The following is a 13628-nucleotide window of genomic DNA, read 5'->3' as shown; positions in this document are numbered from 1 at the left end:
AGGGTTATGCTTCCGGCTCGCTCGGTCCGACCACCGCCGGGCGCATGGATTCCTATGTGGACCTGCTTCAGGCGCACGGTGCAAGCATGGTGATGCTGGCCAAAGGCAACCGCAGCCAGCAGGTGACCGACGCCTGCCATAAACACGGCGGTTTCTATCTCGGCAGCATCGGCGGCCCGGCAGCGGTGCTGGCGCAGCAAAGTATTAAGAGCCTGGCTTGCGTGGCGTACCCGGAACTGGGGATGGAAGCCATCTGGAAAATCGAGGTGGAAGACTTCCCGGCCTTTATTCTGGTGGATGACAAGGGCAACGACTTCTTTCAGCAGATCCAGAATTCGCAGTGTGCGCATTGCGTGAAATGATATCAGCCGCCCTTCGGGGCGGTTTTTTATGCCGTTTAGCGGCACGAACCACTAAAACAACGTATAAATTTGTCCAATACTTAACGCTTTAAGCAGGTGAGCTTTGTCGCTATTACGCACGTTGAATCCAAGGAGAAAGTAATGACAACGTATCGCAGTGAAAAAGACTCAATGGGCGCAATCGATGTGCCTGCCGATAAGCTATGGGGCGCGCAAACCCAGCGCTCGCTGGAACATTTCCGCATATCAACGGAAAAGATGCCGGTCGAGCTTATCCATGCGCTGGCGCTGACCAAACGCGCGGCGGCGAAAGTGAATCAGGATCTCGGTTTGCTTGCCGCGGAGAAAGCAGAAGCGATTATTCAGGCCGCGGATGAAGTGCTGGCAGGCAAGCATCCGGATGAGTTCCCGTTGGCTATCTGGCAAACCGGCTCAGGCACCCAAAGTAATATGAATATGAATGAGGTGCTGGCCAATCGCGCCAGTGAACTGCTGGGCGGGGTGCGAGGGATGGAGCGTAAGGTTCACCCAAACGATGATGTCAATAAGAGCCAGAGCTCTAATGATGTCTTCCCGACCGCGATGCACGTGGCGGCGATGATTGCGCTACGGGAAAAGCTTATACCGCAGCTCAATGTGCTGAAAAAGACCCTCGATGATAAATCCGTCGCGTTTAACGACATTGTTAAAATCGGCCGTACCCACCTGCAGGACGCGACGCCGCTGACGCTCGGGCAGGAGATTTCCGGCTGGGTTGCCATGCTTGAACATAATCTGAAACATATCGAGAATAGTCTGCCACATCTGGCGGAACTGGCGCTGGGCGGTACGGCGGTGGGAACCGGGCTGAATACTCATCCGCAATATGCCGTGCGTGTCGCTGCCGAACTGGCGACCCTTAGCGGTCAGCCGTTTGTCACCGCGCCGAATAAATTTGAAGCGCTGGCGACCGTTGATGCGCTGGTACATGCGCATGGTGCGCTAAAAGGACTGGCCGCTTCGCTGATGAAAATCGCTAACGATGTTCGCTGGCTGGCATCCGGCCCCCGCTGCGGGATTGGTGAAATCGCGATCCCGGAAAATGAACCGGGTTCATCGATTATGCCGGGTAAAGTCAATCCGACCCAGTGTGAAGCCATGACTATGCTGTGCTGTCAGGTGCTGGGTAATGATGTGGCGGTGAATATCGGTGGCGCATCGGGTAACTTTGAACTCAACGTCTACCGTCCGATGGTGATCCACAACTTCCTGCAATCCGTGCGGCTGCTGGCCGATGGGATGGAGAGCTTTAACGCGCATTGCGCGGTGGGGATTGAACCTGACCGTGAGCGCATCAGCCAGTTGCTTAATGAGTCGCTGATGCTGGTAACCGCGCTGAATACCCATATCGGCTATGATAAAGCGGCGGAAATCGCTAAAAAGGCGCACAAAGAGGGGCTGACACTGAAGGCGTCCGCGCTGGCGCTTGGCTATCTGACAGAAGCGGAATTTGACAACTGGGTTCGCCCGGAGCAGATGGTCGGCAGTATGGCAACTCGCTAGCCCACCACAGGTGCAGACGCGGAGTCAGTAATTTTAGCGTCTGCGGCTGTTGTTTACGCCGGGATAGTATGTACCGCATACTGTTCAGGCATTCTCCCGAAACCGGTACGGAACGCCTTCCGTACCGGTTTCGTCCCTCTTTCTGCACATGGTGCAACGGATTCCGGAGATTAAAAAGAGTATCCCATCAGGGTGTTTCCCTTGCCATATTTATAAACTAGCCTTACCTGCATCGGCAGGAATGGCGGAAAAGGTCCCTCCGGTTTCGATGTAAACACAATAAAAATAGCCTGCCGTATGCAAACGGCAGGTTATATCAACGTACTGTTCGTTCACCGAGTGAGGCTGGTTTAATTAGCCGCGTCCAAATGCCGGCCGTTTACGGTCAAATGTCCAGCCCGGAACCAAATATTGCATCGCTTTTGCGTCATTACGGCCGCCAGCTGGCAATGATTTGTAGAGTGAATGGGCTTTTTCAACCTGAGCCCAGTCCAGTTCAATCCCAAGCCCGGGGGCTGTGGGAACGTTAATTTTACCATCAACAATTTGCAACGGGGATTGGGTTAGACGCTGGTTACCTTCCTGCCAAATCCAGTGCGTATCAATGGCGGTGGGATGACCAGGTACTGCGGCCCCAACATGTGTAAACATCGCCAGAGAAATATCAAAGTGATTGTTAGAATGGCAACCCCAGATCAGCCCCCAGTCATGACATAACTGAGCAACACGGACTGCGCCGGTCATTGTCCAGAAATGAGGGTCGGCAAGGGGAATATCCACCGCATTCAGCATAATGGCGTGACCCATTTCACGCCAGTTGGTGGCTATCATATTGGTTGCCACGGGCAGACCAGTTGCCCGGCGGAATTCAGCCATGACTTCGCGCCCGGAAAATCCTTGTTCTGCTCCACATGGGTCTTCAGCGTAGGTCAGAACATCTTTCATTCCTTTACATAACTGAATGGCTTCATCCAGTAACCAGGCGCCATTAGGATCGACAGTAATTCGGGCGTCAGGGAAACGTTTATGCAGTGCCGTTACGGTTTCAATTTCGTGTTCGCCTGGAAATACCCCCCCTTTCAGTTTGAAATCTTTAAACCCATAACGCGCCTGCGCTGCTTCAGCCAGGCGCACAACAGCATCACTGCTAAGTGCAGACTGATGGCGCAAGTGATACCACTCATGTTTTCCTGTTTCACCCGCCTGATAGGGTAAATCCGTTTTTTCTCTGTCTCCGATATAAAACAAATAACCAAGTACCGTCACAGCATCACGTTGTTTTCCGGGGCCAAGTAACTCACAGACGGGCACACCGAGAAACTGTCCCGCCAGATCCAACAGTGCGGCTTCAAGTGCTGCTACCGCGTTTACTCGTAGTTCAAAGGTCCAGGCCCCACCGCCAAATGCCGCAAAGTCAGAGGCCTGGTTGCCAGTATGTACCTGATGCACGATCTTATTCATTCGGGCAACATCTTTACCCACTACCAACGGAATAGCTTGTTTAAGTGTTTCCAGTATGACGTCACCACCTGGTGCCTCGCCAACTCCTGTGTGGCCGGCATTATCTTTTAGTATGACCAGATTGCGAGTGAACCACGAGCTATGGGCTCCGCCAATGTTTAATAACATGCTGTCATATCCGGCTACCGGAATAACCTTCATCTCAGTAATGATGGGACTGCTTTGCGTATTTAGCATAAAAAATTCTCTTATCTCGATAATGAAATCAGCAAGGTTCGAATACAACAATACATGCATTGTTGTTAACGATTTTTTGATTTATAACCAAACCTCGTAAGGAATAAGATGGAAGGGCATACTGTAAAAATCACCATTATTGGCTCTCCGTGTAAGGAAAAATATGCCGCTGAATTAAATATCACTTCAGGATAGTAAATATCAACGATGTTGTTCACTGTGCAAGCGCCTAAAAAAAGGCTAGATATTTAAAGTTTCTGTACAGCATTGGATTGTGTCTTTTGCATGAGTGTAAACAATATTTGCTTTTTATTGGTGTGGTTGACGGGTGTAAAGGGCTTGAAATATGATGTTTATTATATGTTAAATATTGTGCGGGTATATAAATGGAGAGAAAAGAGGTGGCCAGAAGTGTGATTTTGCTCACTTGCTGTTGGCGTATTGACAAAAATCCCGGCATAAAAAAGCTTGGTTTTTGGACGACTGCATAATCAACTTGTCTGTGCATGGTCCTATACTAATTATTAAAACATATGAGGTATTGCGTATAGGTAATCACTTACAGGTATCATCTTTTTATCTTGGCATGTTGTGACGGTAGGCGGTTTCCTTCGGTTTTACGCTGGGGATATACATATTTTCATATGTTGAATAAATATCATTAATTAATGAAATTATTGACCAGCAGTCATTGAAAATGAATGTCTTGTCACATAGTCACTTTATGTGACAGTGCTGATTTTAAATTATTTAACGCAGGTGTCTATTATGGTGGAAACCACTACGTCCGTATCAACCAGAACGGTAAAAGTCCGTTATTTAATGCTACTGCTACTGTTTGTGGTCAGCACAGTAAACTATGCAGACCGTTCAACAATATCAATAGCAGGTCCGAGAATAGCAGCAGATTTGAACCTTAATATGGTGCAGATGGGATATATTTTTTCAGCATTTGGTTGGGCATATACGTTTTCGCAACTCCCCGGAGGATGGCTGCTTGACCGTTTTGGTTCTAAAGTTGTTTATGGATGTTCTATCTTATTCTGGGGGATTTTTTCGTTTTCTCAGGGTTTTGTGCATTATTTTTCATTTGCTGTCGTCTTGTTGTTCAGCCTGCGTTTTTTGGTGGGAATGGCTGAGGCGCCAGTGATGCCAGCAAATAGTCGGATTGTTTCCGCCTGGTTTCCGGTGCGCGAGCGAGGCACGGCTTCTGCTATTTTTAATGCTTCGCAATATGCGGCATTGGTGGTGTTCACCCCGTTATTGGGGTGGATTACCCAGGAAGTTAGTTGGACTTATGTCTTTATTGTGATGGGCAGTATTGCCATTATTTTATCTTTTGTCTGGATGAAAAAAATGTATAGCCCGACCCAGTATCCTGGGCTGAGCAGTGAGGAGCTTAATTATATTAAAGAGGGCGGTGCTCTGGTCGAAATGGATAGTCCGGCTAAGCAGAAAACACCGTGCAAAACAAACCAGCTTTTCTATATTAAACAGTTGCTAAGCAATCGTATGTTATTAGGGATTTATCTGGGTAATTACTGCGTAAATGCTATTACCTGGTTTTTCTTGTCCTGGTTCCCGATTTATCTTGTTAAAGGACGAGGTATGACCATTCTCCATGCTGGCTTTATTGCGGCATTACCGGCGATATGTGGCTGCATTGGCGGCGTATTGGGCGGCGTCGTGTCAGATAAGCTCTTACGCAGAGGCTGTTCGTTATCAGTTGCACGTAAAACGCCAATTATTTTCGGTATGCTATTGTGTATGAGTATGGTTGCATGTAATTACACCAACTCGAATGTACTGGTTGTTATCATTATGTGTCTGTCATTTTTCGGTAAAGGATTTGGTGCCCTTGGCTGGACAATTAATGCAGATACCGCACCGAAAGAAATTATGGGGCTCAGTGGTGGCGTGCTTAATCTGATAACTCAGATTGGCGCAATTACCACACCGATTGTTATTGGTTACATTATTCAACAGACAGGATCTTTTGGTGGTGCGCTGGTGTATGTGGTCGCTAATGGCGCAGTGGTTATTTTAAGTTACGTGTTTATTGTGGGTAAAATTCAGCGAATGGAACTCAGACATCCGGCATGATGAGGCCTGCTGACAGAAGCGAAGTTTGGCCACTGACGACGCCCGGAATCCATGTCGCAGCATAGTTACTCGCCAGCCAGCCATAAATGCAGACGCGGAATCAGTAATCTTAGCGTCTGCGCCTGGGGTTTATGTCGATACTGTACATTATCGGCATCATAGTTCAGCAATTCACCCAAATCCGGTACGTTAACGCCTTTCGTACCGGATATCAGCGCAACCATTGGCCCCGGGCAGGCGTATTGTATCTGTTTTTGTTCCCCGCTATACCAGACCCGGGCGATAGGCTGTACTTTCACTGGCCGTTTAATTTTTAGCTTTGCCCGCTGCGGCAGGGCAGCGATATCCTGATACTCTCGCTCCAGTTTGCTTTGCCACTGCTCACGCGTCCAGGGGGGAACCGCCCGTGGCGACTGGAGGCTTTTCTCCAGTTGCATGAGCACCTGATCGCGAGTCAGATTTTTAATTATATGTTTATTGGCCCAGCCGAAACGGATGGTATTCGGGTCGACCAGCGGCGTCAGCGTCCGATAGGCGCTTAGCGTAATCAACCCCGGCAAATGGCGGTGGACCCATTCAAAGCGCGCGGTGGAGGGGAGGCCGGAATCAACGGTGACAATCTTCTCAAAGGTTGTTTTGAGGGCGTTGATATGCGCGATTTTTTGCAACAATGCATTCTGCTCGGTAACAGTGGTTTGCAGGCAAATCGCCCCAGGCAAACGTACCGCCGCTTTACTGCTTCGGCTTTCCGACTGCTGTTGGATAAACAAATGGCTGTAGTGTCTGAGGGCCATCTCCAGTGCAGTTTTACCGGTATGCTGAACGACATTGATGCTGTTCAGCGGTTGATGTTCGGCGTCTTTGCTTACCGGCGGCAGCTCAAATACCCGAGCGGCCAGCAGACGGTAGTTGCTCAGCGTCAACTGGAGTGACTGTAGCTCATGCTCCAGTTGGCGAAAGGTGTCATTTAGGCGTTCAACGAGATCGTAGCTGGCCATAGTTTCCCGCATTAGTTACAACATACTATATGATTTTAAACTATACGCAGACCCAGGCACCTGCGCAAGGGCTAATCAGGTAAGGAGGTAAGATCAGGCAGTTGGTGATAAACCGGCCAGCTAAAGGAAAAGCGGGCGCCCCCAAGCGAGCTTTCCTCACAGCGGACCTCACCTGACATCGCCTGGGCGATACTGTGGACGATAGCCAGGCCAAGCCCGCAGCCGCCGGTGGCGCGATCGCGACTGGGATCAAGGCGTACAAATGGCTCGAAAATCCGTTCCCGTTCATCAGGCGCAATTCCCGGACCATCGTCTTCTACCCGCAGTGTTGCTCGCGATCCCTGTAGCGTCAGGCTGATCTGTATACGCTGGTTACTGTAGCGCAATGCGTTATTCACCAGATTGTCCAGCACGCGCTCCATCAGGCGCATATCCAGCGCGCCATAATTTCCGGTAATGACTTCGCGTAGCGTAACCTCGCGCTGGGGATTAACCGTCTGAATATCTTCAATGTGGACACGAATCCACACCGGAAAGTTGGGCGTGGTTAATTTCAGTTCATTTTGCGGACGGTCAAGGCGTGCATAGGTCAACAGTTCTTCTATCAGCGCTTCCAGTTGACCGATATCGCGATTTAACGCCTGCGATTCGGCCTCGGTGAGGTTCTCACTCATCTCCAGACGGTAACGCAGGCGGACCAACGGCGTGCGCAGTTCGTGGGCAATGCCGTCAATTAGCTGTTTTTTGCTGGCGATAAGCGCATTGATGTTATCGGCCATCTGATTAAACGCCACGCCCAGCCGTTCAAAGCTGGACATGCTGTCGAAATGAATTCGCTCGCTAAGGTGCCCCTCGCCGAAGCGTTGGGCGGCGGTTTCAATACGCAACATATCCTGCCAGTGAGGACGCATCCAGATAAATACCGGAAAGGCCAGCGAGATAGCGATAAAGGCCATTAGCGCCAGATCAAGGAGACGCATCTCATGCAGAAAATAGAGATAGGGGACCGGGCCTACGGACAGCACATAGTGGCTGCGGGGGATGCGCTGGATAAACGTGTACTGGTCATCCAGAGCGACAATATCCCCGGCGCGCAAATGTTGCATTGAGCTTTCCGAAAGCTTGAATTTGCTGATGGGTTCGATATGCAGGTCGAAAGAGAGATTCAGGTCCAGCTCTTTAAGGGTTTTGCTCCAGTCGCGCGGTGGGATCTCTCGTAATTCGCTGCGCATCAGATACAGCGAACTCTTCATTAAATCGTCCAGCGACTGACGTCCTGCGCGTTCGGCGGTGAATTTGTACACCAGGCCAACCATCATGGTCATTACCAGGAAACAGACAAACAGCAACAGGTAAAACTGCACAAACAGTTTTTTCATTAAATCTCACCAATAAATCAATATGTTAACTACCTGATTTTTATCCTCAGGAGCGCTATGGCGGCATTGATATATCTGCCAAAGCACTGATTCAGGAACGAAATCTGATCGCTGTCGAGAGCATTTATCCAGGCCGAATAGGTGTGAAAAGCCATATCTGCCTTGTTATGCCCTGGTTGACTGGTCATGAAAGCAGGGTTCGCCCCGACTGACAACATCCAGTTGACTGGGAACAGTATAAAGCTATTGAAAGGTGCAGGAATATGGTTATATATGGTTATATATGGTTATGTAACCACGTATATAACGATATGTGAGCACAGGGATGAACAAATGAATTTTTTTACGAGGACGGATTCATGAAGCCAATAAAATACCTACTTTCCGGCATACTGCTGTGCTGTAGCTTTATTTCCACCGCCGCCGATCTCCATCTTTATGCCGGGGCGGGTTTACGTACGCCGGTAGATAAAATTGTCTCGCGTTTCGAAAAAGAGACAGGCCAACACGTCACGGTAGAATACGGTGGCTCAGGGCAGATTCTTGCCCGTTTTGAGTTAACCCGGCAGGGCGATTTATTTCTGCCTGGCTCCGCTGATTATGTCGATAAAATTAAGTCGGAAGGTGAACTGCAAGAGTCTTTCCCACTGGTACACCATACCCCGGTCATGGCGATTCGGAAGGATAAAGCTGACGGTATTACCACCTTTGCTGAACTGGCGAAAAGTCATCTAAAACTCGGAATGGGTGACCCGAAGGCGATTGCGCTGGGCAAAAGCGGCGAGAAGTTGTTAGCGCTTTCCGGCTATGGCAATGCCTTGCGGGAAAAAGTGGTGGTCAGAACGGCGACAATTAAGCAACTGGTGATGTATCTGCTCAACGGCGATGTGGATGCGGCGGTTATCGGCCGTACTGACGCCGTGAAAAATAAAGACACGCTGGTTCTTCTGCCGACGCCAGCAGGTACGCCGGATGAAATTGCCACGCTGGCGATTCTGCGGACCAGTAAACATCCTGAAATCGCGCGCCAGCTGGCAGACTATTTTACGTCAGCACAGGGTATTAAGGTCTTCACCGATATGGGCTACCTGCCCATTAATGAATAATTACCGTGGCTAAACTGACGCTGCTGCCGCTTGGTTTGCTGCTGATTCTGGTGATAGGGTCGTTATTATCGCTGGTGTTTGAGCTGGATCTGACCACGCTTATCCAGGTTCTGCAGGAGCCTGAACTATTTTTCGCTGTCATGCTCTCACTGGGAACGGCTCTGCTCTCCCTGCTACTGTCGCTGTTGATTGCTATTCCTGCCGGATGGGCGGTGGCACGGATGAACTTCCGAGGTAAAGATATTGTCAATATGTTGCTTGATATTCCTCTGGTAACACCCCCTTTGATCGTCGGCATCGGTTTGCTGCTTTTACTCGGTCAACATGGCCCCCTGGCGACGGTGGCGCCAGGTCTAGCCGATGTGTTGTTTTCGCCATTTGGCGTGGTGATCGCTCAGACTTATGTTGCCAGCGCGATTATTTTACGTTCTGCCAGCGCTGCGTTTTCTTCAATTGATCCGGCATTTATTACGACAGCCTGGAATCTGGGACTGACGCCGCTGCGCTCCCTGATCCTGGTGGAAATCCCGCTGTGCTGGCACACGTTATTGGGGGGCAGCATTCTGGCACTCGCCAGGGCACTCGGCGAGTTTGGCGCGACGTTAATGCTGGCTGGCGCGACACGCCTGAAGACTGAAACCCTGCCGATTGCGGTTTACCTGAATATCGCCAGCGGAGATTTTTCTCTCGCCATTGGCTGCGCGCTGGTGTTGATTTTTCTGGCGGGAATATTGCTGCTGGTACTGCATCGGGTACAGCATATTTATAAGGAAAACGTTCATGCTGCGCGTTGAGCATTTAACCACGCAGGCGTTTAATGAACTGGATTTCCATGTTTCGGAAGGGATCTGTACTGCCATTACCGGGCCATCGGGCAGCGGCAAAACGACACTACTGAATGCTATTGCGGGGATAATCTCTTATCAAGGAGAAATATGTCTTGACGGAAAATCAATCAATACGATCCCACCCTGGCAGCGTCCCTGTCGTTATCTCAATCAGCGACTGTATCTGTTTCCGTATCTGACGGTCGCGGGGAATCTGGCACTGGCGCAGTACGCGGCCGGTTTGCCGCGTTCAAGGCAGAAACAAATGTCTGTACTTGACGATATGGGGATTGCGCATCTGGCGGACTGTTACCCCCGACAGATTTCCGGTGGCGAGCAACAACGAGCAGCGTTAGCCAGAGCGCTGGTATCCCGGCCGCGATTGTTGCTTCTTGATGAGCCCTTTTCAAATCTGGACTGGGGTATTCGTTCACGCTTGTGGGAAATAGTCAGAGGGTTACGCCAGTACGACGTGACGGTAATTCTGGTGACACATGAACCAAAAGAAGCAGAGTATTTGGCTGAAACACAGTGGGTTTTCCAGAGTGGAAAATTACATGAAACCCGGAATTAAAACACATAACCCTCAATCGTACGGGTCAACATGACGCCAGTGGCTGCGCAAAATGGGGCGAAATTCGCAAGCATTTCCAGGGACGGGGTACAATCATTGGCATGAAAAAGACCGTACCCGTCGGTTGCTAAATTGAATATAACGTATTGAAATAAAATGATTAATTTTAATCAGGCGAGTTGAAAATTCTCCACGCACTAAAACAGCCCGGGCAGTTTCTCCACAACCTGATCCGTGAATTAGTTATCCCAGGCGTGCGGGGCAAACAGGTAGCCTTTATTGCGTACCGTCTTAATACGATAGGGTTCAGTTGCATTATCGAGAAGTTTTTTGCGTAAACGCGAAATGGCAACATCGACGCTGCGGTCCATGCCATCGTAACTGACGCCGCGCAGATTCTTCAGCAGGGCGTCCCGGTCCATAATTTGCCCGGCGTGTGTGGCCAGTTCCCACAACAGATCGAAGTCCGCTGTAGAGAGTGACACGCCGTCGCCGCTTAGCGTCACCTGTCGATTGACCGGATCAATGGTCAGGGAGCCAAAGCTAATGGATTTATGGGGGGTAAGCGAAGAGGGCGCCCCGGCGCCCGGCGCGGCGATATGCTGACGAAGATGCAGGCGCAGGCGGGCCAATAGCACGGCCGGCGGCGTGGTTTTCAGAATATAATCGCTGGCGCCCATTTCGAGCGATAAAATATGGTTCATATCGCTGTCCAGGGAGGTGAGCAGTACAATGGGGCCCAGCCACTGGCCGCGCAAATCCCGGCACAGCGTCATGCCGTCTTTACCCGGCAGCATGATATCCAGTAACACCAGATCCGGCTGTTCGCGGGCGATAACCTCTTCCGCCTGGTCGCCTCGTGGTTCAACAACCACGTCCATATCATGCTTTCCCAGATAAGCGGCGATCAGCGCGCCCACCTCCGGATCATCCTCAACAAAAACGATCTTATTCATATTTTATGCGTTGCACTTTTTATTAACGAATTGAATTTATTGTGTCAGGTCACTTTCACTCGCGTCCGGAGACGTGGGCCCAGTTACGGGCACAGGACGTTGACCTGTGAATGGCTGTTTGCTGCCAGCCACGCGCCATAAACATTGTAAACCATCTGTGCATTCATGCGACTTATCGGGTTCGTCATGAAGCGAGCCTCCGGATGATGAATGAAAAGCAAGGCCGTATCTGAAAGCAAACATGACGCCCGACAAATCAATGACATCCTCAACAGATATAAATGATGCGCCGCCCTGAAAAAGAGAATGGATCATTGTTTGTCGGCTACGGTATGCGCCACGGACAAAGGGAGTAGAGGCGGCAAACCGTATTTTGCCCGCGCGCGATTGCAGGCCTCATTGACCTTTCCGTCCTCGCCGGACATGGCAAACTCGCGGCATGTGGAAGAGCGGTCTTCGTAAATCGTGCAGCATGCTGATTGCCCCGGCGCACCGGCAAGCGCAACGCAGCGGGGATGCTTCTGGTTGGTTCCGACCATACATCGGTGGTATGGCGAAATTTGTTCAGTAAGCTCAACGGGAACAGTGCCGCCTGCGTCACAGCCCTCAGCCCAGTAAAAAGAGACACGAAAAAACGCACAACAGGCTCCGCATGTCATACATGGATTCAGGTCGCTCACAGTTTCACCAGCTACAGAAAAAGGGTTTTGTGGAAACCGCAGCCAGATTGTATGCAGAAACGACTGCGGTGGATACCAGAATGCGGGAATTAACATACACCGCCTTTAATTTGCCTGCCATTATTCTTTTATACCCTAAATTATTCGAGTTGCAGGAAGGCGGCGACGCAGTGAATCCCCGGGAGCGTACTCCAGTACGTGACTGGGGTGAACGAGGAAAGCCAACGCACATGCAACTTGAAGTATGACGGGTATATAAACAAATGTTCTTCCGTTATGCTGTGAATACTTGTTAGTTAATGGTGAAGGAAAAGGAATGGGGCTGTTGATTAAAGCGTTGCTCGGGGCTCTGGTCGTTGTCCTGATTGGCGTACTGTCCAAAACAAAAAATTACTATATCGCCGGGTTGATTCCATTATTTCCTACCTTTGCGCTGATAGCGCACTATATCGTCGCCAGCGAGCGGGGTATTGAAGCGCTGCGTACCACAATCGTATTCGGTATGTGGTCGATAATACCGTATTTTATCTATTTGTTTTCACTGTGGTATTTTACCGGGATTATGCGCCTGCCGTTTGCTCTGGCAGGCGCAGTCGGGTGCTGGAGTTTGTGCGCGTGGCTGTTAATTATTGGCTGGAGTCGCTTTCATTAACGCAGGTGGCGGCCACCGTCAACGGCGAATGAACGACCAGTAACATAGCAACTGTCGAGCAGGTATTCGATCAGGTCGATGATCTCTTTTTCACCTGGCGCAATCTTCATCAGCGATTTATCAAGCGCCTGTTTACGGTAATCCGCATCATCGCCTTCATTAAATAAAATCAGCGATGGGGCAATGGCGTTAACTTTAATTTCCGGCGCCAGCTTGCGGGCAAACGAGCGGCCCATATTATCCAGCGCCGCTTTACTGGCCGCGTAAGCAATATGTTTGTCGCTGCCGCGCTCCACGACGTAGTCGGTAATGTGGATTATATCGCTGGCGGCATGACCGTGACCGCGCAACAGGCTCTCCAGCGAGTGATTAAGCAGATAGGGGGCGTTGACATGAATTTGCATCATGCTGGAGAGCACGGTGGTTAATGGCGTTCCGGGTTTTTCCGCCATCCAGCCGCTGGCGTTATGAATAATGGCTCGCAAACCGCCGCGAGCATGCGCTTTCACCTCTTCAGCAAACGCCAGAATGCTGTCATCATCACTGAAATCCCCGTGCAGGCAAACGGCTCCCGCGTCGCGCAGCTCATCAATGGCTGGATAGTACGTGCGGTAGCTGATGATAACAGGGTGTTGCTGAGCCAGAAAATGGCGAGCCAGAGCGAGGCCGATGCGACGGCCTCCGCCGGTAATCAGGATCGGGCGAGGCTGGATGTCAGCCATGGATATCTCCTTCGAATTCAGCGGCAGGG

The 13628-nt window shown here is 50.4% G+C and carries 14 protein-coding genes; 8 read left to right on the top strand and 6 right to left on the bottom strand.

The genetic code is table 11. The features are described from left to right. Both ABK821_RS23255 and fumC read left to right on the top strand, forming a co-directional pair. Nucleotides 1-362 (top strand): fumarate hydratase C-terminal domain-containing protein (locus ABK821_RS23255; RefSeq protein ID WP_308565046.1); only part of this gene is annotated, 362 nt, incomplete at its 5' end. Between the two features lie 141 nt (nt 363-503). Then, nucleotides 504-1904 carry a class II fumarate hydratase gene (fumC, locus tag ABK821_RS23250; RefSeq protein WP_308565044.1) on the top strand — a complete coding sequence of 467 codons (1401 nt, stop codon included), beginning with the start codon at nt 504-506 and terminating at the stop codon, nt 1902-1904. A 354-nt stretch (nt 1905-2258) separates the two neighbouring features. Here fumC and ABK821_RS23245 read toward each other — a convergent pair whose 3' ends face one another. Beyond that, nucleotides 2259-3602: an enolase C-terminal domain-like protein gene (locus ABK821_RS23245; RefSeq protein ID WP_343179003.1), complete on the bottom strand. Its 1344-nt coding sequence runs from the start codon at nt 3600-3602 to the stop codon at nt 2259-2261. A 768-nt stretch (nt 3603-4370) separates the two neighbouring features. Here ABK821_RS23245 and ABK821_RS23240 point away from each other — a divergent pair. Then, a complete protein-coding gene (locus ABK821_RS23240; RefSeq protein ID WP_138359001.1) occupies nt 4371-5705 on the top strand; it encodes an MFS transporter in 1335 nt (444 codons plus the stop codon). Between the two features lie 65 nt (nt 5706-5770). Here ABK821_RS23240 and tus read toward each other — a convergent pair whose 3' ends face one another. Beyond that, nucleotides 5771-6703, bottom strand: a complete 933-nt coding sequence (gene tus, locus ABK821_RS23235) for a DNA replication terminus site-binding protein (protein ID WP_142501363.1) — start codon at nt 6701-6703, stop codon at nt 5771-5773. 71 nt (nt 6704-6774) lie between these two features. Beyond that, entirely contained in the window at nt 6775-8082 is a 1308-nt protein-coding gene (rstB, locus tag ABK821_RS23230) for a two-component system sensor histidine kinase RstB (protein ID WP_138358997.1), read from the bottom strand. A gap of 359 nt (nt 8083-8441) precedes the next feature. Between rstB and modA the strand changes: the two genes are divergently transcribed. From modA to ABK821_RS23215, 3 genes are read left to right on the top strand one after another with little or no spacing between them, the layout of a single operon-like run. Continuing rightward, a complete protein-coding gene (modA, locus tag ABK821_RS23225) occupies nt 8442-9188 on the top strand; it encodes a molybdate ABC transporter substrate-binding protein (protein ID WP_138358995.1) in 747 nt (248 codons plus the stop codon). 5 nt (nt 9189-9193) lie between these two features. Continuing rightward, entirely contained in the window at nt 9194-9982 is a 789-nt protein-coding gene (locus tag ABK821_RS23220) for an ABC transporter permease (protein WP_343179004.1), read from the top strand. Continuing rightward, nucleotides 9969-10589 (top strand): ABC transporter ATP-binding protein, encoded by a 621-nt coding sequence (locus ABK821_RS23215; protein WP_142501361.1) that lies wholly within the window; start codon nt 9969-9971, stop codon nt 10587-10589. The genes ABK821_RS23220 and ABK821_RS23215 overlap by 14 nt, the downstream gene beginning before the upstream one ends. Nucleotides 10590-10828: 239 nt before the next feature. Here ABK821_RS23215 and rstA read toward each other — a convergent pair whose 3' ends face one another. Continuing rightward, entirely contained in the window at nt 10829-11545 is a 717-nt protein-coding gene (gene rstA / locus ABK821_RS23210; protein WP_138358989.1) for a two-component system response regulator RstA, read from the bottom strand. 311 nt (nt 11546-11856) lie between these two features. Next, nucleotides 11857-12225 carry a YkgJ family cysteine cluster protein gene (locus ABK821_RS23205; protein WP_343179015.1) on the bottom strand — a complete coding sequence of 123 codons (369 nt, stop codon included), beginning with the start codon at nt 12223-12225 and terminating at the stop codon, nt 11857-11859. Between ABK821_RS23205 and ABK821_RS23200 the strand changes: the two genes are divergently transcribed. After that, entirely contained in the window at nt 12198-12473 is a 276-nt protein-coding gene (locus ABK821_RS23200) for a hypothetical protein (RefSeq protein WP_171034806.1), read from the top strand. The genes ABK821_RS23205 and ABK821_RS23200 overlap by 28 nt on opposite strands. Before the next feature lie 68 nt (nt 12474-12541). Continuing rightward, nucleotides 12542-12877 (top strand): GlpM family protein, encoded by a 336-nt coding sequence (locus ABK821_RS23195; protein WP_138358987.1) that lies wholly within the window; start codon nt 12542-12544, stop codon nt 12875-12877. On the opposite strand, the gene folM is transcribed toward ABK821_RS23195, so the two are convergent. Next, on the bottom strand, nt 12874-13599 hold the full coding sequence (folM, locus tag ABK821_RS23190; RefSeq protein WP_308565028.1) for a dihydromonapterin reductase: 726 nt from the start codon (nt 13597-13599) through the stop codon (nt 12874-12876). The two genes, ABK821_RS23195 and folM, sit on opposite strands and share 4 nt — an antisense overlap. Nucleotides 13600-13628 lie beyond the last annotated feature (29 nt).

Source organism: Klebsiella sp. KE9456 (assembly GCF_043832615.1).
Classification (GTDB): domain Bacteria; phylum Pseudomonadota; class Gammaproteobacteria; order Enterobacterales; family Enterobacteriaceae; genus Klebsiella; species Klebsiella indica.
The sequence above is the reverse complement of the archived record's forward strand: the minus strand, read 5'-3'. Positions and strand labels throughout refer to the sequence as shown.